25 protein-coding genes are annotated in these 24848 nt (G+C 68.6%); 10 read left to right on the forward strand and 15 right to left on the reverse strand.

The genetic code is table 11. The annotated features are described in order from the left end of the window. Nucleotides 1-15 precede the first annotated feature (15 nt). The gene (locus tag F3S47_RS15220) at nucleotides 16-1290 is read right to left on the reverse strand and encodes an HlyD family type I secretion periplasmic adaptor subunit (RefSeq protein WP_191090210.1); all 1275 of its coding nucleotides are present in this window, start codon (nucleotides 1288-1290) and stop codon (nucleotides 16-18) included. Next, nucleotides 1287-2987, reverse strand: coding sequence for a type I secretion system permease/ATPase (locus F3S47_RS15225; RefSeq protein WP_150446131.1), 1701 nt, complete (start codon nucleotides 2985-2987; stop codon nucleotides 1287-1289). Before F3S47_RS15225 ends, F3S47_RS15220 begins: the two co-directional genes overlap by 4 nt. Nucleotides 2988-3120: 133 nt before the next feature. Between F3S47_RS15225 and F3S47_RS15230 the strand changes: the two genes are divergently transcribed. From F3S47_RS15230 to F3S47_RS15240, 3 genes are read left to right on the forward strand one after another with little or no spacing between them, the layout of a single operon-like run. Further along, nucleotides 3121-3918, forward strand: a complete 798-nt coding sequence (locus F3S47_RS15230; protein WP_223877840.1) for an MlaA family lipoprotein — start codon at nucleotides 3121-3123, stop codon at nucleotides 3916-3918. Then, the gene (locus F3S47_RS15235) at nucleotides 3915-4511 is read left to right on the forward strand and encodes an MlaC/ttg2D family ABC transporter substrate-binding protein (RefSeq protein ID WP_150446132.1); all 597 of its coding nucleotides are present in this window, start codon (nucleotides 3915-3917) and stop codon (nucleotides 4509-4511) included. Before F3S47_RS15230 ends, F3S47_RS15235 begins: the two co-directional genes overlap by 4 nt. Next, on the forward strand, nucleotides 4508-4879 hold the full coding sequence (locus F3S47_RS15240; protein ID WP_150446133.1) for a hypothetical protein: 372 nt from the start codon (nucleotides 4508-4510) through the stop codon (nucleotides 4877-4879). The genes F3S47_RS15235 and F3S47_RS15240 overlap by 4 nt, the downstream gene beginning before the upstream one ends. A gap of 63 nt (nucleotides 4880-4942) precedes the next feature. Here the strand turns inward: F3S47_RS15240 and F3S47_RS15245 are convergent, their stop codons facing one another. After that, the gene (locus F3S47_RS15245) at nucleotides 4943-7111 is read right to left on the reverse strand and encodes a transglycosylase domain-containing protein (RefSeq protein ID WP_150446134.1); all 2169 of its coding nucleotides are present in this window, start codon (nucleotides 7109-7111) and stop codon (nucleotides 4943-4945) included. A gap of 274 nt (nucleotides 7112-7385) precedes the next feature. Here F3S47_RS15245 and F3S47_RS15250 point away from each other — a divergent pair, with 274 nt between their 5' ends. Both F3S47_RS15250 and amt read left to right on the forward strand, forming a co-directional pair. Continuing rightward, nucleotides 7386-7724, forward strand: a complete 339-nt coding sequence (locus tag F3S47_RS15250; RefSeq protein ID WP_150446135.1) for a P-II family nitrogen regulator — start codon at nucleotides 7386-7388, stop codon at nucleotides 7722-7724. A 28-nt stretch (nucleotides 7725-7752) separates the two neighbouring features. Further along, complete coding sequence (gene amt / locus F3S47_RS15255; RefSeq protein WP_223877841.1) at nucleotides 7753-9282, forward strand: ammonium transporter; 1530 nt, start codon at nucleotides 7753-7755, stop codon at nucleotides 9280-9282. A gap of 201 nt (nucleotides 9283-9483) precedes the next feature. On the opposite strand, the gene F3S47_RS15260 is transcribed toward amt, so the two are convergent. Together F3S47_RS15260 and F3S47_RS15265 are read right to left on the reverse strand one after the other, a co-directional pair. Then, nucleotides 9484-9858, reverse strand: a complete 375-nt coding sequence (locus tag F3S47_RS15260) for a rhodanese-like domain-containing protein (RefSeq protein WP_150446136.1) — start codon at nucleotides 9856-9858, stop codon at nucleotides 9484-9486. Between the two features lie 3 nt (nucleotides 9859-9861). After that, entirely contained in the window at nucleotides 9862-10767 is a 906-nt protein-coding gene (locus F3S47_RS15265; protein ID WP_150446137.1) for an MBL fold metallo-hydrolase, read from the reverse strand. A gap of 171 nt (nucleotides 10768-10938) precedes the next feature. Between F3S47_RS15265 and F3S47_RS15270 the strand changes: the two genes are divergently transcribed. Beyond that, nucleotides 10939-11595 (forward strand): hypothetical protein, encoded by a 657-nt coding sequence (locus F3S47_RS15270; RefSeq protein WP_150446138.1) that lies wholly within the window; start codon nucleotides 10939-10941, stop codon nucleotides 11593-11595. Nucleotides 11596-11608: 13 nt separating this feature from the next. On the opposite strand, the gene F3S47_RS15275 is transcribed toward F3S47_RS15270, so the two are convergent. The 3 genes from F3S47_RS15275 to smpB all read right to left on the reverse strand — a co-directional run bounded on the left by F3S47_RS15275 (nucleotide 11609) and on the right by smpB (nucleotide 14197). Then, nucleotides 11609-12799, reverse strand: coding sequence for an amino acid aminotransferase (locus tag F3S47_RS15275; protein ID WP_150446139.1), 1191 nt, complete (start codon nucleotides 12797-12799; stop codon nucleotides 11609-11611). Then, nucleotides 12799-13650: a 3-mercaptopyruvate sulfurtransferase gene (sseA, locus tag F3S47_RS15280; RefSeq protein WP_150446140.1), complete on the reverse strand. Its 852-nt coding sequence runs from the start codon at nucleotides 13648-13650 to the stop codon at nucleotides 12799-12801. Before sseA ends, F3S47_RS15275 begins: the two co-directional genes overlap by 1 nt. Before the next feature lie 73 nt (nucleotides 13651-13723). Beyond that, nucleotides 13724-14197 (reverse strand): SsrA-binding protein SmpB, encoded by a 474-nt coding sequence (gene smpB, locus F3S47_RS15285; protein WP_150446141.1) that lies wholly within the window; start codon nucleotides 14195-14197, stop codon nucleotides 13724-13726. 75 nt (nucleotides 14198-14272) lie between these two features. Between smpB and F3S47_RS15290 the strand changes: the two genes are divergently transcribed. Continuing rightward, the gene (locus F3S47_RS15290; protein ID WP_396280100.1) at nucleotides 14273-15454 is read left to right on the forward strand and encodes a winged helix-turn-helix domain-containing protein; all 1182 of its coding nucleotides are present in this window, start codon (nucleotides 14273-14275) and stop codon (nucleotides 15452-15454) included. On the opposite strand, the gene F3S47_RS15295 is transcribed toward F3S47_RS15290, so the two are convergent. After that, entirely contained in the window at nucleotides 15451-16326 is an 876-nt protein-coding gene (locus F3S47_RS15295) for a 3-hydroxybutyryl-CoA dehydrogenase (RefSeq protein ID WP_150446143.1), read from the reverse strand. The genes F3S47_RS15290 and F3S47_RS15295 overlap by 4 nt on opposite strands. A 162-nt stretch (nucleotides 16327-16488) precedes the next feature. On the opposite strand from F3S47_RS15295, the gene F3S47_RS15300 reads away from it, so the two are divergent. Continuing rightward, nucleotides 16489-17235 carry a DUF6473 family protein gene (locus F3S47_RS15300; RefSeq protein WP_150446144.1) on the forward strand — a complete coding sequence of 249 codons (747 nt, stop codon included), beginning with the start codon at nucleotides 16489-16491 and terminating at the stop codon, nucleotides 17233-17235. Nucleotides 17236-17356: 121 nt separating this feature from the next. Here F3S47_RS15300 and F3S47_RS15305 read toward each other — a convergent pair whose 3' ends face one another. The 6 genes from F3S47_RS15305 to F3S47_RS15330 all read right to left on the reverse strand — a co-directional run bounded on the left by F3S47_RS15305 (nucleotide 17357) and on the right by F3S47_RS15330 (nucleotide 21481). Continuing rightward, nucleotides 17357-18280: an electron transfer flavoprotein subunit alpha/FixB family protein gene (locus F3S47_RS15305; RefSeq protein WP_150446145.1), complete on the reverse strand. Its 924-nt coding sequence runs from the start codon at nucleotides 18278-18280 to the stop codon at nucleotides 17357-17359. Next, on the reverse strand, nucleotides 18280-19038 hold the full coding sequence (locus F3S47_RS15310; protein ID WP_150446146.1) for an electron transfer flavoprotein subunit beta/FixA family protein: 759 nt from the start codon (nucleotides 19036-19038) through the stop codon (nucleotides 18280-18282). Before F3S47_RS15310 ends, F3S47_RS15305 begins: the two co-directional genes overlap by 1 nt. 149 nt (nucleotides 19039-19187) lie before the next feature. Continuing rightward, nucleotides 19188-19760 carry a cob(I)yrinic acid a,c-diamide adenosyltransferase gene (locus tag F3S47_RS15315; protein WP_150446147.1) on the reverse strand — a complete coding sequence of 191 codons (573 nt, stop codon included), beginning with the start codon at nucleotides 19758-19760 and terminating at the stop codon, nucleotides 19188-19190. Nucleotide 19761: 1 nt separating this feature from the next. Continuing rightward, a complete protein-coding gene (locus tag F3S47_RS15320) occupies nucleotides 19762-19959 on the reverse strand; it encodes a twin transmembrane helix small protein (RefSeq protein ID WP_150446148.1) in 198 nt (65 codons plus the stop codon). 57 nt (nucleotides 19960-20016) lie between these two features. Further along, on the reverse strand, nucleotides 20017-20841 hold the full coding sequence (locus tag F3S47_RS15325; RefSeq protein WP_150446149.1) for an SDR family NAD(P)-dependent oxidoreductase: 825 nt from the start codon (nucleotides 20839-20841) through the stop codon (nucleotides 20017-20019). Between the two features lie 37 nt (nucleotides 20842-20878). Continuing rightward, a complete protein-coding gene (locus F3S47_RS15330; protein ID WP_150446150.1) occupies nucleotides 20879-21481 on the reverse strand; it encodes an SH3 domain-containing protein in 603 nt (200 codons plus the stop codon). 189 nt (nucleotides 21482-21670) lie between these two features. Here F3S47_RS15330 and F3S47_RS15335 point away from each other — a divergent pair, with 189 nt between their 5' ends. Together F3S47_RS15335 and F3S47_RS15340 are read left to right on the forward strand one after the other, a co-directional pair. Further along, a complete protein-coding gene (locus F3S47_RS15335) occupies nucleotides 21671-24097 on the forward strand; it encodes a DNA topoisomerase IV subunit A (protein WP_150446151.1) in 2427 nt (808 codons plus the stop codon). Nucleotides 24098-24221: 124 nt separating this feature from the next. After that, the coding region (locus F3S47_RS15340) for a GTP-binding protein (protein ID WP_150446152.1) at nucleotides 24222-24848 on the forward strand (627 nt) is incomplete at its 3' end.

Raw genomic sequence — 24848 nt, forward strand, 5'->3', positions numbered from 1 at the left:
GGGGGCGAAAAGCCCTCACGGGGCGCGAAAGGTCCGGGCCGCGTGGTCGGTGAGGGGTTGCAGAAGGTAGGCGAGCGGCGCGCGCGGCCGCGTGGGAAAGACGACCTCGGCAGGCATGCCCGGCCTCAGCGCGATCCCGGCAGGGAGGCGGTCGGTCCAGCCCTCGTCGAGCGCCACCTCGGCGCGGTAGTGCGGGGGCATGTCCTGGGTCGTGACCGGCGCGGCGGAGAGCGTCACGAGGGTGCCCGCCAGTTCCGGAGAGAGCGCGCCGTCGAGGGAGAGGAGACGGACAGTGGCCCGCTGGCCCGGGGCCACCTGGTCGATGTCCTCCGGCCGGATGCGCGCGGTGACCCCGGCAGGCGGCGTCTCCGGCACGACGACCATGGCGCGCTCGCCGGGGCCGAGGACGGTTCCCGGCGTGGGAAGTTCGGGTGCCTGGACGTGTCCGGCGACGGGCGCCCGCAGCATCGCCGCCGCCATGCGGCGGAGAAGCTCCCGCCGCCGCGCCTCCAGTTCGGCCTCCGGTGCGCGGAGCTCGCGGAGTCGCGCCAGCGCCTCCTCGCGGGGTCGGTGCCGCAGCGCGGCCCGCTGGCCCTCGATATCCGTAAGCCGCCCCTCCGCCTCGAGACGCACCGCGGAGAGTTCGGCCAACCGGCCCGTCAGTTGCGTCGTCTCGATCTCCAGCGCGGTCACCCGCGCCGTCTGGGCGAGCCCGCGCGCCTGCAGGCTGCGCTGATTCGACAGGACCTCTTCGAGCAATTCGCGCTGGCGCAGGATCGCGGCGCGCTGGCTCTCGATCCGGTGGAGTTGCCCGGTGATCTGTTCGCTACGGCTTGAGAGCCGCCCGGCCTCGGTCGCCTGCCGGTCGCGTCGCGCCGAGAAGAGCTCTCTCTGGCGTTGCTTGAGATCGGCAGCCTCCCCGAGCCTGTGGTCGAAGCGGATGCCGGAGGCCCGGTCACGCTCGGCTTCCAGCCGCCCGCGTTCGGCCAGAAGCCCGAAGAGCCGCGCCTCCACCCCCGCGAGTTCTGAGCGCAGCTGGGCGTCGTCAATGCGAAGCAGAGCCTCGCCCTCCGCCACCAGCGTCCCGTTGCGCACGAAGACCTCGACCACGACCCCGCCCTCGGCATGCTCGACCGCGTGCCACTCCGTGGCGACCTCACCCGGGGCCACGACGGCGCCGGAGATACGGGTGAAGGCGCCCCAGCTTCCCGCGCCGCCGATGACCACCGCAAGGACCAGCAGGACGAGCCGCGTCGGCCCGCGCAGGGAATAGGCGGAGGTGCCGCTCATCGCGCTGTGGCCGAGCGGAGCCCCGGCCCGCCGGGGCGATCGAGCACCTCGCGCAGGACCTGCTCCCGCGGGCCGAGCGCGCGGACGCGGCCGCCGTCGAGCGCGAGCAGCAGGTCGCATTCCTCGATCGCGCCGGGGCGGTGCGCCGTGACCACGACGCAGGCGCCCGCCGCCTTCAGCTCGCGGATCGCCGCATTGAGCGACCGGGTCCCGGCATCGCCCTGGTGCGCGTTCGGCTCGTCGAGGATGACGAGGGCCGGGTCGCCGTAGAGCGCCCGGGCAAGCCCGATGCGCTGCATCTGTCCGCCCGAGAGACCGGGCCCCGTTCCGCCGATCCGGGTGTCGTAGCCCTCTGGCATACGCAGGATGAACTCGTGCGCCCCGGCGGTGCGCGCGGCCCGCGACACGGCGTGATCCTCGGCGTCGGGGGCGAGCCGGGCGATATTTTCCCGCACCGTGCCCTCGAACAAGGCGACGCGCTGCGGCAGGTATCCGAGGCAGTCGCCCGGCGCGTCGTCTCCGTATCGCGACAGGTCCACGCCACCGAGGCGAACGCTGCCGGAGGCGGGGCTCCAGGCCCCGGCGAGCGCCTTGGCGAGCGCCGACTTTCCGGAGCCGACCGGGCCGATGACACCCAGCGCGCGGCCCGGGGCAAGGCGAAACGAAACACCGCGCAGCGCCGGTTCGGTCCGGCCGGGAGGGACGACGCTCAGCCCCTCGATCACCAGCGGACCACGCTTCGGGGGCGGGTGCCGACGCCGCGGCTCATTCTCCGCCAGCAGCCGCGCCAGCCGGTCGCGTGCCTCCTGTGCCTGCTGCACGAGGCTCCACTGCCCCAGGATCGTCTCGACCGGCATCATCGCTCGGCTGAGCAGAATCGACCCGGCGATCATCGCGCCCGGCGAGAGTTGCTGGCGGAGCACGAGCCAGGCGCCGAGCCCCAGCATGGCGGATTGCAGGATCAGCCGAACCGTCCGCCCGGTGGTTCCGTAGAGCCCGTTGACCTCCGCCGCCTGCGTGGCGGTCGCGAGCGCCTCCGCACGATACGCGGCCCAATGCGCCTCCGCCGAACGCGCCATGCCCAGTGCCTGCACGACCTCGTGCTCCTCCCGCAGCCGGACGCCGCGGCGGTCCGCTTCGCGCCCCAGCGCCTCCGCGCGGGTCAACAGCCCGAGGCTCGACCGCCGGTTGGCCGCGGTCAGGGCGAGCGCCGCGACGGCACCGCCCACCGCCAGCGCACCGAGTAGCGGATGGAGCAGAAAGATCGCCCCGAGGAAGAGCGGCACGAAGGGCAGGTCGAACCCCGCCGTCATCACCGGGGAGGCGATCAGCCGGCGCAGCGCCTCCAGGTCCGGCGGGCCCCCGGGGCGGGGCTGCCGGAGGACCGCCCGGAAGACGCGACCGTCGAGCCGGGCCTGCATCCGGGCCCCGGCGCGGACCATTATCCGTCCGCGCGCCCCGTCGAGCAGGCCCATCATCGCGTAGAGGAAGAGCGCCAGTCCGGAGAGCGCGACCAGCGTCTCGACCGAGCCGGACGACAGCACGCGGTCGTAGACGTTGAGCATGTAGACCGGCCCGGTCAGCATCAGCAGGTTCACCGCGAGGCTGACGAGCGCCACCGTGCGGAACGCGCCCCGATCCTCGCGGAGAGCGGCGCGCAGCCTCTCCCGGCCGCGGCGGAGGTCCTCCTGTGCCATGCGCGTCCAATCGCCATCTTCCGATCAAGTCCGGTGGATGTATTGACATGAGGCGGTAAATCTTCTGTTTCACGGGAATGTCGGCGCCGACGCGCGCCCCCGCGAAACCCACCTCAGCCGGAAGGCGGTTCACGTGACGCATTCCCTCAGTTCCGCCCCCCGCAAAGTGCTCCGGGTGCTGGCCCCGCTCGCCCTCGCGCTGACGGCGGCCTGTACCGCGCCGCAGTCGGGCGCGGAGTTCAACGATCCCTACGAGTCGGTCAATCGCGACTGGCACGCCTTCAACAAGGGGCTCGACCGGGCCGTCCTGCGGCCGGCCAGCCGCCTGACCGAAGCGGCGCCCGACGGCAGCTACGACTGGGTGGTGAACTTCTCGGACAACGCGAGCCTGCCGGGCATGGTGGTGAACAACGTGCTGCAGGGCGACGGCCAGGCGGCGGCGCAGAACACCATGCGATTCATCATCAACACGACGATCGGTATGGGCGGCCTGGTGGACTGGGCCGGCGACATGGGCCTGCCCGAGCAGTCGTCGGACTTCGGCCAGACGCTCGCGGTCTGGGGCGTGCCCGAGGGCGCCTACCTGGAGCTGCCGCTTATCGGCCCCTCGACCGAGCGCGACGCCGTGGGCGAGGTCGTCGACCTTGTCTTCAACCCGCTCGACAGCGTCGGCACCGACGCGCAGCTGCGCTACTCCACCGCGGCGCGGGCCGGCGAGATCGTCGTGGAGCGGGGTGATTTCGGCAATACCTACGACGAGATTCTCTACGACAGCGCGGACAGTTACGCACAGACACGACTGCTTTACCTGCAGAACCGCCGGTTCGAACTTGGCGAAGAGGCCGGGGAGACCCAGATAGATCCCTACGCCGCCGATCCATATGCCATCGATCCCTACGCCATCGATCCCTACGAGGAGCTGCCCCAATGACCCGAGAGCCCGGACGCCGTCTCTTCCTCGCCTCCGGCGCCGCCGCGCTGGGCGCGACCGTCCTGCCGATGCCGGCCTTCGCCGTGACCACGTCCCAGGCGCGGTCCATGGTCGACGGCCTCGTGGCCGAGGTGAACCAGGTTATCGCTTCCGGCGTCTCCGAGGCGCAGATGATCGACCGTTTCGCGCAGATCTTCGACCGCTACGCCGACGTGCCGACCATCGCGCTCTATGCCCTCGGGGCCGACGCGCGGGTGGCCACGCCGCAGCAGCGAGAGCAATTCACGCGGGTCTTCCGGCGCTACATCGCGCAGAAATACGGCTCGCGCTTCCGCGAGTTCATCGGCGGCGAAGTCGTGGTCGAGGACGCGCGCGTGGTGAACAACTTCGTCGAGGTCCAGACCACCGCCTACCTGCGCGGCGAGGATCCCTTCCGCGTGGACTTCCACGTCTCGGACCGGTCGGGTCGCAACGCGTTCTTCAACATCATCATCGAGGGCGTGAACATGCTGCTCTCCGAGCGGACCGAGATCGGCGCGATGCTCGACCGCCGGGGCGGCAACATCGACGCGCTGATCGCCGACCTCTCGTGAGAGGACTGCTCCTGAGCCTCGCCCTCCTGCCCGGGCTCGCGTCGGCGCAGGGCTACGACGGCACCTACCGCCAGTCGGCCAACGCGGACTGCGGCCTGATCGGCGTGGACGGCGGCGCGGTGCGGATCGAGGACGGCATCTTCTACGGCGTCGGCATGGAATGCCGGATGACCCAGCCGGTCAATATCGTCGACATGTCGGCGGATCTCTTCACCCTGGAGTGCTCCGGCGACGAGGGTGAGCTCTGGACCGAGCGCGTCATGCTCATGGACGCGGCCGAGGACGACGGGCTCTTCATGATCTGGGACGGCTACGCCTTCCGCTACGATCGTTGCACCCACCCGGTCGCCGAGGTCGCCGAGGACTGAGCGCCAGGGCGTCAGTCGGACCAGACGAAAGAACGAGGGGCGCCGATTGACGCCCCTTTCGCTTTACTGGCTCAGGATGCCGCGGAGAACGTCCTGCAGGACCTGTTCCGCGACCTCTGCCTCCGCCTCGACGTTCACGTTGCCGCTGCTTGCGCCCAGGCGGTTGCCGGAGCGCCCCTCGGGCGGCTGCATGGGCAGCGGGCGCGGCGTCATGCCCTCGGTCACGCGCATCATGGTCTCGTGCCAGATCTCCGCGGGCAGGCCCGAGCCGGTAACGCCGGAGAGCGGCGTGTTGTCGTCGTAGCCCATCCAGACGCCGACCACGTAGTCGGCGGTGAAGCCGATGAACCAGGCGTCGCGGTTGGCCTGGGTCGTGCCGGTCTTGCCCGCCACTTCCCATCCGGGGAGCGCGGCGCGCGCGCCCGTGCCGTCCTGCACGACCTGGCTCATCATCCAGATGGTCTGGCGGGCCGAGGTCTCGCGGATCACCCGCTCGCGGATGCCGCCCGTGGTCTCCATCACCGGGTCAGGCTCGCCCTGGACGTGAAGTTCGACCAGGCCGTAGGGCAGAACCGCCGAGCCGCCGTTCAGCAGGCCGGCATAGGCGCCGGTCATCTCGAGCAAGGTCGATTCCGATGCGCCGAGCGCCATGGCCGGCCCCTGGGCGATGTCACTCTCGATGCCGAACTGGGTGGCGACCTCCGCGACGAGCTCTCGCCCGACCTCCTCCGAGATCTTCACCGCCGGAATGTTGAGCGAGTGGGTCAGCGCCTCGGTCAGGGTGACCGGCCCGCGATAGCTGTTGGAATAGTTCGAGGGGCACCACTGTCCGGACCCTGGGATCTGCATGCAGAAAGGTGCGTCTTCCACCGTGTCGAGCGGCGAGAAGCCCATCTCCAGCGCGGTGGCGTAGATGAACGGCTTGAAGGACGATCCCGTCTGCCGCAGCGCCTGCGTGGCGCGGTTGAAGGCGCCGCTCGCGCGGATGTCGCGGCCCCCGACCATGCCGCGCACGGCGCCGTCCGCCGACATCACGACAATGGCCGCCTGCGCGTCGGAGCCTTCGCGCACCTTGTTCTCAAAAATCTCCACCAGCGCTTCTTCCGCCGCCCGCTGGATCGCCGGGTCGAGGGTGGTGCGGATGGTCACGTCCTCGGTGGTGTTGCGGGTGTAGAACTCCGGCCCCGAGGCCATCACCCAGTCGGCGAAATAGCCGCCCGCGCGCCCCTCGGCGGCGCTGGAGAGGCGGGCGGGGTTGTCGCGCGCCTCCTGTGCGTCTTCGGCGGTGAGGTAGCCCTGGTCTTCCATCAGGCCGAGGACGAGGTTCGCCCTGTCCTGCGCCCGTGCGAGGTTATTGGTGGGCGCATAGGTCGAAGGCGCCTTGAGCAGGCCCGCCAGCATCGCCGACTCGGCCTCGTTCACCTCCCGCGCGGACTTGCCGAAGTAGCGCTGGGCGGCGGCCTCGAAGCCGGTGGTGCCTTCACCGAGGTAGGCGCGGTTGAGGTAGAGCGAGAGGATCTCCTCCTTGGAGTACTTGACCTCCATCGCCAGCGCGTAGACGGCCTCCTGCGCCTTGCGCCAGAGGGTCGTGCGGCGGCAGTCGGCCTCGTACTCGCGCTCGGTCTCCCACTGCTCGGGGTCATAGGGCCGGCCGAGGCAGAGGAGCTTCGCGGTCTGCTGGGTGATGGTCGAGCCGCCGTGACCCGAGAGCGGCCCGCGCCCCTCGCGCAGGTTGATGCGCACCGCAGAGGCCACGCCGCGCGGCGAGATGCCGAAGTGCCGGTAGAATCGGCGGTCCTCCGTCGCCACGACCGCATTGTGGAGATGGGGCGAGACTTCGTCGGCGGTGACCATCCCGCCGAACTGGTCGCCGCGCCAGGCGAAGACCTCGCCATCGCGGTCGAGCATGGTGACGGACCCGCGGGTGCGGGCGTCCACCAGCGTCTCGATCGGGGGCAGGGTGGAGGCGTAGTAGACCACGCCCAGGCCGATGATCACCGCCACCGCGGCGCCCATGCGCCAGCCCACGCCCCAGATCAGCTTGAAGATCCAGCGGACGATCCCGCCGAAGAAGGCGGCGATCCAGCCCAGCGGGCCGCGGGGCGCCTGCCGCCGGGGCTTGCGCCGTGCCGTCTTGCGGCCGCGGGGAGTGGTCGTCTTTTTCGGAGTCGCACGGTTCGCCGTGCGACGCTCGGCCACCAGTGGCGGCCGCTTCCTACCGTTTCCGCTCATTGCTCCGCCCTTGGGGCTGCCTCGTTTATTGCGGCGTACCATATCGCGCCCGGCCTTGGATGTAGAGGCGCAGGAGTCGCCTTGCGTCACTTTTTCAGATGCCTAATCTGAAGGCAGAAAGCCTAAAATGTATAAAAAATGAGCAGGAACGCCGCCCCGGCGTCGGCCATTTGAGGCCCCATTGCTTGTTCCGGGGCCCCCGGCGCGCCCTTTTGGCCCCCGAGCGGCCCCGGCACACGCGGGTCGCCCTGGGACCACTCGCAAGGGGAAGATCGTGAAACTCATCATAGCAACGATCAAGCCGTTCAAGCTGGAGGAGGTGCGCGAAGCGCTCACCGCCATCGGCGTACGCGGCATGATGGTGACCGAGATCAAGGGCTTCGGCTCTCAGTCCGGACACACCGAAATCTACCGCGGTGCCGAATACGCCGTGAACTTCGTGCCGAAGGTGAAGCTCGAGATCGTCGTGCCGGCCGCCATGGCCGAGCAGGTGGTCACGACCATCGCCTCGACGGCCAAGACCGACAAGATCGGCGACGGCAAGGTGTTCGTCCTCGATGTCGAGAGCGCTCTGCGCGTGCGCACGGGTGAGACCAATGACGACGCGCTCTGAGATGGCCGGAAACGGGAGTAACGGGACAATGAATATCTTCAAGATTTGGCTCGCAGCGCTCTTCGTGGCCCTCGCCTCGTGGGCGGTGACGCCCGACGTGGCCTGGGCCCAGGACGATACAGCGGCCGAAGAGGTCGAAGAAGGGGCCGAGGCGGTCGAGGAAGGCGCGGAAGCGACCGGAGAGGCCATCGAGGAAGGCGCCGAAGCCGCGGGTGACGCGGTCGAGGAAGCCGCGGAAGAGACCGCGGATGCCGCCGGCGAGGCGGCTGAAGAGGTTGCCGACGCGGTCGACGCCGAGGGCGCGGAAGCCGCGGCCCCCGGGTTCGACGAGATCGGCCCCTACATCATGACGACGCTGCTGTTCCTCATCGGCGGCTTCCTCGTCATGTGGATGGCGGCGGGCTTCGCCATGCTCGAGGCCGGTCTCGTCCGGTCGAAGAACGTGACGACCCAGCTGACCAAGAACATCGGGCTCTTCTCGATCGCCGGCATCATGTACTGGCTGGTCGGTTTCAACCTGATGTACCCGGGTGAATGGCTGGTCGAGGACTACCTCGGTCCGTTCTTCATCATCACCGCGCTGGAGCCCGTCGGGCTGGGCGCCGGCGATGCCAGCCTGGACTACGCCTCCGTCGCGTCGGACTTCTTCTTCCAGCTGATGTTCTGCGCCACGACGGCGTCGATCGTCTCCGGGACGCTGGCCGAACGCATCAAGCTGTGGCCTTTCCTGATCTTCGTCGTCGTGCTGACCGGCTTCATCTACCCGATCGAAGCCTCCTGGCAGTGGGGCGGCGGCTGGCTGGCCGAGATGGGCTTCTCCGACTTCGCCGGTTCGACCCTGGTGCACGCCGCAGGTGGCTTCGCCGCGCTGGCCGGTGCCATCGTGCTGGGTCCGCGTCTGGGCCGCTTCGTCGACGGTCGGGTCGTGCCCTACCCGGGCTCGAACCTCGCCCTCGCCACTCTGGGTACCTTCATCCTGTGGCTCGGCTGGTTCGGCTTCAACGGCGGCTCGCAGCTCGCGGCCGGTACGGTGGGCGACATCACCGACGTGGGCCGGATCTTCGCCAACACCAACATGGCCGCTTCGGCCGGTGCGGTGGCCGCGCTGATCCTCACCCAGGTGATGTACGGCAAGGTCGACTTGACCATGGTGCTCAACGGCGCGCTCGCCGGCCTGGTCTCGATCACCGCCGGTCCGCTCGATCCCTCGCTCTTCGGGGCGCTCTGGATCGGTGCCGTGGGTGGCGTGATCGTGGTGCTAACGGTGCCGATGCTCGACAAGATGAAGATCGACGACGTCGTGGGCGCCATTCCGGTCCACCTCTTCGCCGGCTTCTGGGGCACGCTCGCGGTTCCGTTCTACACCGAGGGCACGAACTTCGTGACGCAGATCGTGGGCTTCGCGGCCATCGGCATCTTCGTCTTCGTGGTCAGCCTCGTGGTGTGGATCATCCTTCGCGGCCTGATGGGCATCCGCGTCTCGGAAGAGACCGAGATCGCCGGCCTCGATACCATGGAGCTAGGCATGGAAGCCTACCCCGAGTTCGCGAAAGGCTGACCCTCCTTCCTGTCAGCTTTGAGCTCAACTGCCCGGGCGTTCGCGCCCGGGCTTTTTGTTGGGGTCTTGGGAAGGGTCATGGCCGGGCTGAAGCCCGGCCTACGGGAAAAATGCGTAGGCCGGGCTTCAGCCCGGCCTTTCGCCATAGATAAGCGAAAACAAGAGTTTACCCATGCGTCCAAATTTGGACGCCCCCGGGGCTCACCCCATCTTCTTGGGCGCCCCCGAGGCCATGTCGGTGCCGACGTAGGCCTTCTTCGCCTGCTTCCAGGCCGCGAAGCCGCCGCCGAGGTGGCGCACCACGGGGCGCCCGTTTTCCAGGACGCGGCGGGCCACCTTTTCGGAGCGGACGCCGGAGCCGCAGTGGAAGACCAGCTTCTTCTCGGTTTCTCCCGGCAGGGTCTCCGGCCGGAAGAATGCCATGGGCATGAGCAGCGCCCCGTGGACGTGCTCGACCATGTATTCCTGCGGCGTCCGCACGTCGATCAGCACGATCTCCCCGGCCTCCAGGCCGGCCTCGACCTCGTCGGCGTCCCAGGTTTCGAGCGTGCCGCCCTCGGTTTCCTCGATCTTCATGACTTATCCTTTCTCGAACCGGTTTGCGGGGATCTTGAAGTAGACGTTTCCGTCCGCTTCGGCGTCGGGCAGGCGCCCGCCCCGGAGGTTCACCTGCAAAGCGTGCAGCATGCGGTCGGGCAGGGACAGTGTGGCGTCCCTCTCGTCCCGAATCTTGCGGAACTGCTCTTCCGAGACGCCGCCGCCCAGGTGCTTGTTCCTCGCGCGGTGCTCGGCAACTGTCGCTTCCCAGGCCGGATCGGTGCGGTCGCCGACCGGCGGATAGTCGTGGCCGACGAAGAGGCGCGTCTCGTCCGGAAGGTCCAGGAGCGCCATGAGCGAGCGGTAGAGCACCGCGGATGAGCCGCCGGGGAAGTCGGCCCGGGTCGTGCCGGCGTCGACGTGCATCAGGGTGTCGTGGACGAAGGCGGCATCGCCGACGACGTAGGTGATGGAGCCCAGCGTGTGGCCCGGGGAGAACATTACCCGGATCTCGAGTTCGCCCAGTTCCAGCGTCTCGCCGTCGGAGAGCAGGCGGTCGAAGTCCCGGTCTGGATCGAAGACGCCCGGGAGGTTGTAGAGATCGCTCCAGAGCGCAGCGATGTCGCGGACCTTCTCGCCGATCGCGTTGGGCGCGCCGGTCTGCTCCTTGAGCCAGGCCGAGGCCATCATGTGGTCGGCGTGGGGATGGGTGTCGAGGATCCAGCGCAGGTCCAGCCCCTCTTCCCGGACGAAGTCCAGGATCTCCGCGGCGCTGTCGGTGCGGGTCCGGGCGGCGGAGGTGTCGAAGTCGAGCACCACGTCGATCAGCGCGGCGGCGCGGGTCTGTGGATCCCAGACCACGTACTGCACGCTGCCCGAGGCGTCGTCGTAGAAGCCCTCGACGGCGGGGGAGGCGGGCCCGTTGGAGGGGGAGTGGCGGCGGAACATCGGAGGTCTCCTCTAATACATTTCAAGAATGGCATGTATCATTCTTGTGGCCGATTGCAACAGCCAGGCCGGAAATGGTCATAGTCCTGCCCGCTCGGGGCCGAACCGGCAGGCCAGCTTGCCGCGAGTCGCCGCGGCGGCCCCTTGCCCCGACCTTGTTGCCGAGATGCCATGACACGCACGACCTCAACATTCGGCTACCAGGACGCAATTCTCGTGGCATGCTCGCAGGCCGACGTTGCGCGCGCCATCGCCCGCCACATGGCCGAGACCGACGCCCCTGCCGCGGCGCCGGCGCATCCGGCATCGGCGCCCGGACCGCGATGGCGATTCCTTGCGCTGCCGGACACGCCCCGCCTTCCGGATCTCTTGGTTCAGCCGGGCACCTCCGGCCCGGCCGTGCCGGGAGAGGACGACATCCGGATCTCGACCCTGGTCGCCGCACCGGACTGGACCCTGATCGAAATGCGGGAGCAGATGGAGGGGATTTCGTTCCTCTCGGCCTCACTGTCGGAGCAGCTGCCGGGCAGGGACGTGATCTATCTGCGGTGGACGGTAGGCAGAGGCGGGCCCGAACAGTGGGCCTTTCACCTCTACCGCGACGCGGACGCGGTGCGCCGTCGTCTGTCGCACCGCGATCCTGACGGTACGCCCGAGCCTTTCGCGGACGGGCCCGCCACGCGGTACGAGCCGCCCGCCGCTGCCGAAGCGCCGCTGGACGCCCGTGAGCTGGAGGCGATCCTGAATGGAATCGGGCTTTCGCAGGACACCTTGTTCGGAAAGGGGACGCGGCTGCATCCCCATCTCTTTACCCGAAGCGCCCGCTGATCCCGCGGCGGGGTCAGCCCGCTTTCTCGGCCTCGACGATGGCGCGGGCGAGGACCGGCACGGTCTCGGCGTTAAGACCGGCAATGTTCATTCGGCTGTCGCCCACCATGTAGATCGCATGATCCTCGCGAAGCCGCTCGACCATCTCGGGACTGACACCTAGGCGCGAGAACATGCCGCGGTGCCGGGCGATGAAGGCGTAGCGGTCGGTGTTGGTGAGCCGGGCCAGTTCGGCGGCGAGCTGTTCGCGCAGGGCGAGCATGCCGGTCCGGACCTCTTCCAGCTCGGCTTCCCAGTCCGCCCGCAACTCGGGGTCGTTGAGGATCGTCGCCACGACCCGAGCGCCGTGATCGGGCGGGAAGGAATAGGTCTGACGGTTCAGGAAGTTCATGTTGTCCTGCGTCGTCTTGGTCTGTCCGGCCTCGGCGGAGATCGCCATCAGCAGGCCGGTCCGCTCGCGGTAGATCCCGAAGTTCTTGGAGCAGGAGGCCGCGATCAGGCACTCCGGCACGCGTGAGGCGATGGCGCGGGTCGCGGCGGCGTCGGCCTCCAGCCCGTCGCCGAAGCCCTGATAGGCGATGTCGATCATCGGCATCGCGCCCTTCTCGGTCAGGAGCGCGGTCACGCGGTCGATCTGCTCGGAGGTGAGGTTGGCGCCGGTCGGGTTGTGGCAGCAGCCGTGCAGCAGGACGACGTCGCCTTGGGCCACGCCCTGCAGGTACTCCATCATGCCTTCGAAATCGACGAGGGCGGTCTCTTCGTCGAAGTAGCGGTAGGGCTTCGCCTCCACCCCCATGAACTTGAGGATCGAGAGGTGGTTGGGCCAGGTCGGCGCAGAGTGCCAGACGCGGACGTCGGGCTTGGCGAGGCGCGCGAGTTCGAAGCCCTGCCGGCAGGCGCCGGTGCCTCCGGGGGTGGCGAGGGCGGCGATGCGGTCACGCTCGACGGTGCCCCCGAGCACGAGGTCGACCATGGCGTCGGCGAAGGCCGGGTCGCCCGCAAGGCCGGTGTAGGCCTTGGTCTGCTGTTCGGCGAGAATCCGGGCCTCGGCTTCCTTCACGGCGCGCATTACCGGGGTCACGCCCTTGGCGTTCTTGTAGACGCCGACGCCCAGGTCGATCTTCTGCTCGCGCGGATCGGCCTTGTAGGCGGCGGCGAGGGAGAGGATCTTGTCGGCGGGCTGGTCCTTGAGATGCTCCAGCATCAGGCGTCTCCTGTCTCTGCGGGAAGGTCGGAATCGCCCCATTCGGCCCATGAGCCGTCGTAGAGCGCGTGTTGCGGGTGGCCCAGGCGCTCCAGCGCGAGGCTGAGTATGGCGGCGGTCACGCCGGAGCCGCAGGTGGTGATGACCGGGCGGTCGAGGTCGATGCCCGCCTTCTCGAAGGCGGCGCGGAGGCCAGCCGCGTCCTTCATCGTGCCGTCGTCCTTGAGCAGGCTGCGGTAGTGGACGTTGCGGCTGCCGGGAATGTGGCCGGAGGTCATGCCGGGACGGGGTTCGGGCTCCGAGCCGGTGAAGCGGCCGGGGCTGCGGGCGTCGGCAATCTGCCAGTCGCCCAGCTTGGAGGCCGAGGCGACCTGCGTGACGTCCTTGACGATTTGGTTCTGGCGCTGGGTCGTCATGTGGCGGTCGCGGATCACGGGCTCCGAGTCCTCGACCGGGTGCCCCTCGGCTTGCCACTTCGGCAGGCCGCCGTCGAGCACGGCGCAGTCCGTCTTGCCCATCAGCCGGAAGAGCCACCAGAAACGCGCGGCGGAGAACATGCCGGCGCCATCGTAGACGACGACCTGGTGACCGTCGCCGATCCCGAGGGCCCGCATTCGGGACATGAACTTCTCGGTCGGCGGGGCCATGTGCGGCAGCTCCGACCGGTGGTCGGACAGATCGTCCAGATCGACGAAGCGGGCGCCGGGGATATGGGCGGCCTCGTACTCCGCCCTGGCGTCGCGCTGCATGTCGGGCAGGTACCACGAGCCGTCGATGATCCGAAGATCGGGATCCCGCAGGTGAGCGGCGAGCCATTTCGCGGAAACGAGGGTCCTGGGATCGTCGGTCACGGGGTCCGGTCCTCCCTTTGTCCGGGTCGGTGCTTGCTAGCGCGCGGGCGTTGGCGTGGCAAGCGCGCCCCGGTCAGTGCTCCTTGAGCAGGCGCTGCTTCTGGCGCTGCCAGTCGCGCTTGGCCTCGGTCGCGCGCTTGTCCGGCGCGCGCTTGCCCTTGGCGGTGGCGACCTTCAGCTTCGCGATGCCCTTGTGGTTGAAGTAGAGCACGAGCGGCACGATGGTCATGCCCTGCCGCTGGGTCGCGTTCCACATCCGCGCTATCTCGCGCTTGGAGGCGAGCAGCTTGCGGCGGCGGCGCTCCTCGTGACCGAACATGGCCTGGGGATAGGGAGCGATGTAGGCGTTGACGAGCCAGAGCTCGGCCTCCTCCACGGCGACGTAGCTGTCGGCGATGTTGGACTGGCCGGTGCGCAGCGATTTGACCTCCGACCCGGTCAGCACGATGCCGACCTCGAGATCCTCCTCGATCGAATAGTCGTAGCGTGCCCTCCGGTTTTCGGAGATCACCTTGTAGTTCTTGTCGCTCTCGGTCTTCTTGGCCATCGCCCCGAGATACGCGCAGTGACGCGCATTTCCAAGGCGAAGGGTGCGGAATTGGAGCCGGATATGGGAGGCAGCGTGAAACCGGTCTTGGGCAACGCGGCAGCACGGGCGCATTTCCTGGATCGGCACCTGCTGCTGGGGCCGCCCTCCGGGCCCGGCCGCGGCGAGCCGCTGGCCGAGGTCATCCGGGCCCTTGGCTTCGTGCAGGTGGATTCGGTGAACACCGTGGCGCGGGCGCACGACCTGATCCTCTGGTCCCGGCGCCAGCAGTACCGGCCCGAGGCGCTGCTGAAGCTCCTCCGGCAGCGCGCGGTCTTCGAGCACTGGACCCACGACGCCTCGGTCGTGCCGATCCAGTTCTACCCCCACTGGCGGCTCAAGTTCGCGCGCGACCGGGCTCACATGGACCGGCGTTGGCCCAAGTGGCGACGCGAGGGCTACGCCCATCGCTTTGACGCGGTGCTCGACCAGATCGCGGCGCACGGGCCCGTGACCTCTGCCGACGTGGGCGAGGGAGAAGAGCGCGGCGGTGCCGGATGGTGGAACTGGCATCCCTCGAAGACCGCGCTGGAGTACCTCTGGCGGTCGGGAGAGCTGGCCGTGGCGGACCGCGTGGGCTTTCGGAAGGTCTACGATCTGACGGAGAGGGTAATCCCGGAGCAGGTGCTCGCCTGGCACCCCACGGAGGAAGAGAGCGTCGACTGGGCGATGAGCGCGGCGCTGGAGCGGCTGGGCTTCGGGACCTCGGGCGAGCTGCGCGCCTTCTTCGACATCGTCACGCCGGAGGAGGCCAAGCGGTGGTGCGCGGGTGCCCTGGCACAGGGCCGCGTGGAGGAGGTCGAGATCGAGCTCGCCGACGGGACGCGCCGGAGGTGCTACGCCGTGCCGGGGCTCGCCGACGCGCCCGCGCCGGCGGCAGGGCAGCGAGTCCGTATCCTGTCGCCCTTCGATCCGGCGCTGCGCGACCGCGCGCGGGCCGAGCGCCTGTTCGGCTTCAGCTACCGGATCGAGATTGTCGTGCCGGAGCCGAAGCGGCGCTACGGCTACTACGTCTTCCCGGTGCTTGAGGGGCTCCGCCCCGTCGGTCGCATCGACATGAAGCGGGACGGGGAGATCCTGGCCGTTCGCGCCTACTGGCCCGAGCGCGGGGGATCGCTCGGCGTCGGGCGGGAGGCGCGTCTGGTGTCGGAGCTGGAGCGGGTGGCGCGCCTCGCGGGCTGCGCCCGGGTCGATTTCGCCGAGGGCTGGCGGCGCTAGCGCGTCGGTACAGGCTCCTCGCCCGAGTAATCGTAGAAGCCGCGCTTCGTCTTTCGGCCCAGCCACCCGGCCTCGACGTATTTCACCAACAGCGGGCAGGGGCGGTACTTGGTGTCCGCCAGCCCGTCGTGCAGGACGTTCATGATGGCTAGGCAGGTGTCGAGGCCGATGAAGTCGGCCAGCTCGAGCGGGCCCATCGGATGGTTGGCCCCGAGCTTCAGCGCCCGGTCGATGGATGAGACGGAGCCCACACCCTCGTAAAGCGTGTAGATCGCCTCGTTGATCATCGGGATCAGGATGCGGTTGACGATGAAGGCGGGGAAGTCCTCGGAGGTCGAGGCGGTCTTGCCGAGCGTTTCGACCACGCCGTGCAGGGCGTCGAAGGTCTCCTTGTCGGTCGCGATACCGCGGATGAGTTCTACGAGTTGCATGACCGGGACCGGGTTCATGAAGTGGAAGCCCATGAACTTCCCGGGCCGGTCGGTGCGCGAGGCGAGCCGCGTGATCGAGATCGAGGAGGTATTCGAGGTCAGGATAGTCTCGGGCTTCAGGTGCGGAACGAGGTCCTCGAAGATCGCGGTCTTCACCGTCTCACGCTCCGTCGCGGCCTCGATGATGAGGTCGGTCTGCCCGAGGTCGGTCAGCGTGAGGGTGGTGGAGATGCGGCCGAGGGCGACGTCCCGCTCCTCGGCGCCGATCTTCTCGCGCGAGACCTGCCGGTCGAGGTTCTTTCGGATGACGGCGAGACCCGCATCGAGGGCGTCCTGGCTGATGTCGGTCAGCATGACCTCGTAGCCCGCGAGGGCGAAGACATGGGCGATCCCGTTGCCCATCTGCCCGGCGCCCACGACGCCCACCGTTTTGATATCCATGCCGATCCGGTCCTTCGCTGATTGCGGCGACCTTATGAGGGGCCGCCGGGGGTGAGCAAGGGCGCGGGACCGCTAAAGATCGTCTCGACTGCGAGCTTTAACGCGTGGGCAAGACATATGCGCGAATCCAGGAGCAAAGGTGGAAAAGCGGCGGCGTGACCGATGGAGACCCACAGCATCGGAGCGAAGGAGCTCGATTACGATTTGCGGAGCTACGGCGGCTCCCGGCTGGTCTTCCGGGGGCCGCATCCGCCGGTGGACGGGCGTCATGTCGCCTTCGTCGGCGGGACAGAGACCTTCGGAAAGTTCCTGCCCCGGCCCTATCCGGCACTGGTGCAGGAGCGGTACGGTCTGCCCTGCGTGAATCTCGGGATCGCCAACGCCTCCATCGGGGCCCACCTGGGTGACAATGCGGTCGTGACGGCCTGCCGCGAGGCGCGCATCATGGTGATCGAGGTGACCGGTGCTCACAACCTGTCGAACCGCTTCTACACCGTGCATCCCCGCCGCAACGATCGCTTCGTCAGGGCGACGGAATTCCTGAGGGAGCTCTACTGCGAGGTCGATTTCGCGGATTTCGTCTTCACGAAGCACATGTTGATGGTTCTCCATGCCACCTGCCCGCACCGTTTCGCCATCGTCCGCGGGGAGCTTCAGCGGATCTGGTGCGTGCGGATGCGGGAGTTCCTGGCGCAAATGCCGGTGGCGCCCTTGCTTCTCTGGTTTGCGGGTCATTCACCCGACCGGGGCGGGGGCTGGGAGGAGCCCCTCTTCGTCACCGCCGAGATGATCGAGGAGGTCGCGCCGCTGGCCTTCGCGGTCCTGAAGGTGACGCCGGACGCGGCGACCTGTGCGGCCCGGCGGGACGAGATGGTTCACAGCGAGACGGAAAGGTCGGCGGCGGCCTAGATGTTGGGGCCGGCGGCGCACGATCAGGCGGCGGAGGCGCTCGGTCCGTACCTCGACGGGATGCTCGACATGAAAAGGCCCGCCGCGTGAGCGACGGGCCTCAACACGAAAGCGGCTAGCGTCAGAGCTTGCTGGTCAGCTCCGGCACTGCTTCGAAAAGGTCGGCGACAAGGCCGTAGTCGGCGACCTGGAAGATCGGCGCCTCTTCGTCCTTGTTGATCGCGACGATGACCTTGCTGTCCTTCATCCCGGCGAGGTGCTGGATCGCCCCCGAGATGCCGACTGCGATGTAGAGGTCCGGCGCCACGACCTTGCCGGTCTGGCCGACCTGCCAGTCGTTGGGTGCGTAGCCCGAGTCGACCGCGGCGCGCGACGCGCCGACGGCGGCACCGAGCTTGTCGGCGAGCTTCTCGACGATCTCGAAGTTCTCTTCGGAGCCGATGCCGCGGCCGCCGGAGACGACGATGCCGGCGGACGTCAGCTCGGGGCGGTCGCTTTCGGCAACAGTGTCCTCGACCCACTCGGAGAGGCCGGAGGCGCCAGGAACCGAGACGTCCTCGACCGCGGCCTCGCCACCTGCCTCACCGGCATCGAAGGAGGAAGTGCGGATCGTGAAGACCTTCTTGCCGTCGGAGCTCTTGACGGTCTGCACGGCGTTACCCGCGTAGATCGGCCGCTCGAAGGTGTCGGCGTCGACGATGCCGGAGACGTCGGAGATCACCATGACGTCGAGCAGCGCGGCCACGCGCGGCATGATGTTCTTGGCGTCGGTCGTGGCCGGTGCCGCGATGTGGTCGTAGTCGCCGGCGAGCGAGACGATGAGGTCCGCCGTGGTCTCGGCCAGGCGATGGTCGAGGGCCGCGTCCTCGGCCTTCAGGACCTTGGCGGGGCCGAGCTTCGCCGCTTCGGTGGCGGCGTCGGAGACATTGCCGCCCGCGCAGAGCAGGTGCACGTCGCCAAGCGTCTTCGCGGCGGCGAGCGCCTTGCCGGTGGCGTCGGCGTTGAGGTGCCCGTCGGTGATTTCGGCAAGCAGAAGAACGGCCATCAGACGAGTCCCTTCTCTTTGAGTTTCGCGACGAGGCTGTCGACGTCTGGCACCATCTCGCCCGCCTGGCGGGCCGGGGGCTCCTCGGTCTTCACGACCTCGAGGCGTGGCGCGGTATCGACTCCGTAATCCTCGGGCGTCTTCTCCTCGAGCGGCTTCTTCTTGGCCTTCATGATGTTCGGCAGCGAGGCGTAGCGCGGCTCGTTCAGGCGCAGGTCGACCGAGACGATCGCCGGCATCTTGACCTTGATGGTCTGCAGGCCGCCGTCGACCTCGCGGGTCACGGTCGCGCTCTCGCCCTCGATCTGGAGTTTGCTGGCGAAGGTCGCCTGGCTCCAGCCGAGGAGGGCCGAGAGCATCTGGCCGGTGGCGTTCATGTCGTTGTCGATGGCCTGCTTGCCACAGAGGACGAGGCCGGGCTGCTCCTCGTCGATGACGCCCTTGAGGATCTTGGCGACCGCGAGCGGCTCGATGTCCTGGTGCACGTCGTCGGCGGCGACCACGAGGATTGCGCGGTCGGCGCCCATGGCCAAAGCGGTCCGCAGCGTCTCCTGCGCCTGCTTCACGCCGATGGAAACCGCGACGACCTCCTCGGCGGTGCCGGCCTCCTTGAGCCGGATCGCCTCTTCGACGGCAATCTCGTCGAAGGGGTTCATCGACATCTTGACGTTGGCGAGATCGACCCCGGAGCCATCCGCCTTCACGCGGACTTTCACGTTGTAGTCGATCACGCGTTTCACGGGCACAAGCACCTTCATCGCGCGCACACTCCTCTGTCTTCGGTCGGCAGAGGCGTAGCGCGATGACGCGACGCGAAACAGGGCAAAATCGTCACGTTAGCGCCAACCGACGTCGCGTTTCCCGATTTTTCAAGGCTCTGGGTCGGCGCGCGAGGCGCGGCACCGGATCAGCGATTGGCGCCTGGGACCCATAGCACGTCGCCCGCGGCGCCGTGATTGGCGAGGCGGGAGGCCACGAAGAACCAGTCCGACAGGCGGTTGAGGTAGCTGATCGCGGCGGGGTTCACGCCCTCCATCGTCGCGAGGTCCACCGTCATCCGCTCGGCCCGGCGCGAGACCGTCCGGCAGAGGTGCAGGTGTGCGGCGAGGGCCGAGCCCCCGGGCAGCACGAAGCTGCGCAGCGGCTCCAGGTTGGAGTTCATCGAATCGATCTCGGCCTCCAGCCGGTCCACCTGGCCCTGGCTGACGCGGAGCGGCGTGTAGTCCGCCTCGGCGTCCTTCTCCATCTCCGGTCGGCAGAGGTCGGCGCCGAGATCGAAGAGATCGTTCTGGATCGCCGCGAGCCGCTCGTCCATCTCACCCTCGGCGTGGAGCCGGGCGAGGCCGACGGTCGCGTTGGTCTCGTCCACGGTGCCGTAGGCGGTCACCCGGAGCGAGTGCTTGGCCACGCGCGCGCCATTACCGAGCGCGGTCTCGCCCGCGTCGCCGGTGCGGGTGTAGATCTTGGACAGTACGACCATCTCAGCCTCCCCTGCGGATCAGGACGAAAATCAGGATCAGCGCCACCGCGATGAACTGGCCGATGATACGCCAGCGCATGAGCTTGTTCGAGGTCTTCGGGTCTCCACCCTTGCCGAAATTGCCGATCCCCATGAAGAGGATCACGGCGACACCGAGAACCGCAGCGGCGGCGACGAGAAAGAGCGGATCGTTTGCCATCCTGGGCCTGTCCCTTGTTCGTTGGCCGCATGTAGCAGCCCCTGCGGCGATGCCAAGTCAGCGCGACGAGAGGATCCGGTCGATGAGCCGCGCGGGCAGGGCCCGACGCATGAGCGCGGCCGCCGTGGTGGGCGTGGTGACCATGTAGCGCGCCTTGGGCCGACGGGCCTCGAGCGCCCGGATCAGCGACCTGGTGACCGCCGAGGGCGGCCACTGCGCCGCGCCGGGAGTTCCTGTGTAGAGCTGGTCGAGCAGGCCCTCGCGGTACTGGTCCGCGCGGGCGGACTCCTTCCAGTCGATCCACTTTTCGAACTGGCGGATCGCGTTGTCGCGGAAGGGCGTATCGATGGGGCCCGGCTCGATCAGGACGACATCGATGCCCGCGTCGGCCATCTCCTGGCGCAGAACGTCGGTCATTCCCTCCAGCGCGAATTTCGTCGCGACATAGGCCCCGCGCCAACGTACGCCGACGAGTCCGAGAACCGAGGAGCAATTGACGATGCGCCCCGAGCCCTGCCGCCGCATGACCGTGATGGCCTGGCGGGTGAGGTCGTGCCAGCCGATGAGGTTGGCCTCGAAAATCGCCCTGAGGGCCTCGGGCGTGATGTCTTCCAGGGGGCCGGGAATGGCATAGGCGCCGTTGTTGAAGAGCGCGTCGAGCTTGCCGTCCGTGGCTTGCATCGCGGCTGCGAAGCCTTCTGCGATGCTCTGCGGGTCCTCGTAGTCGATACGGACCGCGGTGAGCCCCTCTTCGGTGAGCCTGGCCACGTCCCCAGCCTTGCGGACCGAGGCGACGACCTGCCAGCCGCGCGCCGCGAGTGTATGCGCCGCGTCGTTACCGATGCCGGTCGAGCAGCCGGTGATGAGGATCGATTTCGCCATGCCCGCCCTATGGCAGGGGCGCGCGGTGCCGTCGAGGTCAGAGCCCTTCGAGCAGCCAGTCGGCCATCCAGCCGGTTCCGCCGCCGACGACCTCGATGCGGGCCCAGCCGTCTTGCCGTTCCAGGAGGCGGGCCTCGGTGCCCTCGGGCAGGGTCTCGAGGACGGCGTAGCCGGTCCCGGGGCCCGAGCGCATGTTCACGCGGCTGCCGCCGACGTAGACGGTGGCGGCCTGATCGGATCCTTGAACCTCGGCTGATCCCGGCTGCGGGGCGTTGCCGGTCTCGAACGCGATCTGGTCGGCGATGGCATCGGCCGCAGAGGTCCACTGCGGGCCGCTCGGCCCGTTCTCAGGCGGCTGCTGGAAGCTGGCCTGGGTGATGGCCGCGCCGGAGCCGGCGGGGGCGGGGCCTTGCGGGGCTGAGGGGGCGGCCGGACCGGTCGAGAAGGGCGTCAACGAGGCGCGGGTCACCTCGACATCCGCCTCCGCAGGTCCGCTCTGGCCGGGCTGCTCGCTTTCGGTGGCGGCATCGGCGACGAGTTCCTGGCCGGGCCACCTTTCGGGCTCGAAGTCGGCGCCGCCGGACATTTCCCAGAATGCCCATCCGAGAAAGGCGAAAGTCAGTACAATAAATCGCGTCACGATGTCGGTCCCCCCGGACGGATCGCTCACGGCAGCAGCACCGCGATGTTAACAGCTTTGAAGCGATTCCCGGCCGCGAAAGTTCCCGTGAAGGCTCCGGATGTGGCCGAAACGGCCCGCCGCAAGGGATGGTGTCCACAGGCGCCGGAGCCGCTAGACCATGCATCGCGGCCGGTGTAGGCAAGGCCCATGGCCGATACGACCGACCCCGACGCCACACCGCAGGACTTCAGCGAGCCGCTCCGCCGCGCCATCGGCGAGCGCTACCTGACCTATGCGCTGTCGACGATCATGCACCGCGCGCTGCCCGACGCGCGCGACGGGTTGAAGCCGGTCCACCGCCGCATCCTCTTCGCCATGCGGGAGCTTCGGCTCTCGTCCAGCGGGGGGTTCCGCAAGTCCGCCAAGATCGCCGGCGACGTGATGGGTAACTACCACCCGCACGGCGACAGCGCGATCTACGACTCGATGGCCCGCCTCGCGCAGGGCTTCGCGGTGCGCTACCCGCTGGTCGACGGGCAGGGGAACTTCGGCAACATCGACGGGGACAACCCGGCGGCCTCCCGCTACACCGAGGCGCGGATGACCGCGGCGGCCGAGGCGCTTCTTGAGGGCCTGAACGAGGACGCCGTCGACTTCCGGCCGAACTACGACGGCACGCTGACCGAGCCTGCCGTCCTTCCGGCCGCCTTCCCGAACCTGCTGGCCAACGGCGCCTCCGGCATCGCGGTCGGCATGGCGACCAACATTCCGCCGCACAACATCGACGAGCTGGTGCAGGCCTGCCTGCACCTGATCAAGACGCCGGATGCCCGCGACGACACCCTGCTGAACTACATTCCCGGTCCCGACTTCCCGACCGGCGGCGTCGTGGTCGAACCCGCCGAGAGCATTGCCGAGACCTACCGGACCGGTCGCGGCGCCTTCCGCCTGCGCTGCCGGTGGGAGAAGGAGGAGCTCGGTAAGGGGCAGTGGCAGATCGTCGTCACCGAGATCCCCTACCAGGTCCAGAAGTCCAAGCTGATCGAGAAGCTGGCCGAGGTCATCCAGACCAAGAAGGTACCGCTGCTGGCCGATGTGCGCGACGAGAGCGCGGACGACGTGCGCATCGTGCTCGAGCCCCGCTCGCGCAACGTCGAGCCCGACGTCATGATGGGGATGCTCTTCCGCAACAGCGACCTCGAGGTGCGCTTCTCGCTCAACATGAACGTGCTGATCGACGGCGTCACGCCGAAGGTCTGCTCGCTCAAGGAGGTGCTTCGCGCCTTCCTCGACCACCGGCGCGAGGTGCTGCAGCGCCGCTCGCGGCACAGGCTCGCCAAGATCGACCACCGGCTGGAGGTGCTGGAAGGGCTCATCGTCGCCTTCCTCAACCTCGACCGGGTGATCGACATCATCCGCTACGACGAGGATCCGAAGTCGGCGCTGATGTACGAGGACTGGTCGAAGACGCACCAGGCCGGGATCGTGCGGGCCACCTCCGAGGCGGACTACGTCTCGCCGCTGGAGGGCGTCGACCGTGAGGGGCTGGTCCTGTTCGCCGATCCGGTGGCGGGCATGCCCGAAGGGCTCGACACGGTGGTGCCCGAGGGCACGCCGCACCGTTTCGCGGGCCGGGAGGACGGCCTCTCGGACGTGCAGGCCGACGCCATCCTCAACATGCGCCTGCGGTCGCTGCGGCGGCTCGAGGAGCTGGAGCTCGTGGCCGAGCGTGACCGGCTCATGGTCGAGCGCGCCGGGATCGAGGACCTGCTCGCCGACGAAGGCCTTCAGTGGGACCGGATTTCGGAGGAGCTTCGCGAGGTGCGCAAGCAGTTCGGCGCGAAGGCCGAGGGGGGCGCCCGGCGCACGGGCTTCTCGGAGGCGACCGAGGTCGAGGACGTCCCGCTGGAGGCGATGATCGACCGCGAGCCGATCACCGTCGTCTGCTCCCAGATGGGCTGGATCCGGGCGATGTCCGGCCACGTCTCGCTGGACCGGGAGCTGAAGTTCAAGGACGGCGACGGTCCGCGCTTCATGTTCCACGCCGAGACGACGGATCGCCTGCTGATCCTGGGGTCGAACGGCCGGTTCTACACGCTTTCGGCGGCGAACCTGCCCGGCGGCCGCGGCATGGGCGAGCCCGTGCGGCTGATGGTCGACCTGCCCAACGAGGTGGAGATCGTCACTCTTTTCATCCACCGCGCGGGCCGCAAGCTGCTGCTGGCCTCCAGCGCGGGCGACGGCTTTGTTGTGCCCGAGGACGAGGTGCTCGCCCAGACGCGGAGCGGCAAGCAGGTTCTGAACGTGCGGTCGCCCGCCGTGGCCCGCGTCTGCCGCCCGGTCGACGGCGATCACGTCGCGGTCGTGGGCGAAAACCGGAAGGTCCTCGTCTTCCCGATCGCCGATCTTCCCGAGATGGGTCGGGGCAAGGGCGTGCGGCTTCAGAAGTACAAGGACGGTGCGCTTTCGGATGCGACGACCTTCACCTTCTCCGAAGGACTGAGCTGGCGCGACCCGGCCGGCCGGACGCGCACCGTCGGCCCGGAGGAGCTTGCGGAGTGGCGCGGGGCGCGCGCCAGCGCCGGCCGCATGGCGCCGCGCGGCTTCCCGCGGGACAACACCTTCGACGCCTGAGGCGCGCCCGCCCGCCGAAGAGACGCTTGATTTTCCCGGGGCCACCCAATAAACGGCGCGCGATCTTCAACCGAGGACGTGGGCCTCTGTCCGCGTCCCCCAATTCACGAGGCGTCGGAGGCTCATGGCCAAGGAAAAGTTCGAACGCAACAAACCGCACGTCAACGTCGGCACGATCGGCCACGTTGACCACGGCAAGACGACGCTGACGGCGGCGATCACGAAGTACTTCGGCGACTTCCGCGCCTACGACCAGATCGACGGCGCGCCGGAGGAGAAGGCCCGCGGGATCACGATCTCGACGGCGCACGTGGAGTACGAGACGGAGAACCGTCACTACGCGCACGTCGACTGCCCCGGCCACGCCGACTACGTGAAGAACATGATCACCGGTGCCGCCCAGATGGACGGCGCGATCCTCGTGGTGAACGCGGCCGACGGCCCGATGCCGCAGACGCGCGAGCACATCCTTCTGGCCCGCCAGGTCGGCGTTCCGGCGCTGGTCGTGTTCCTCAACAAGGTCGACCAGGTGGACGACGAGGAGCTCCTCGAGCTCGTCGAGATGGAAGTGCGCGAGCTTCTGTCGGACTACGAGTTCCCCGGCGACGACATCCCGATCATCGCGGGCTCGGCCCTGGCGGCGATGGAGGGGCGTGACCCCGAGATCGGCGAAGAGAAGATCAAGGAGCTGATGGCGGCCTGCGACGACTACATCCCGACGCCCGAGCGCGCCGTGGACCAGCCGTTCCTG

Source organism: Histidinibacterium aquaticum (assembly GCF_008710275.1).
Taxonomy (GTDB): domain Bacteria; phylum Pseudomonadota; class Alphaproteobacteria; order Rhodobacterales; family Rhodobacteraceae; genus Oceanicola; species Oceanicola aquaticus.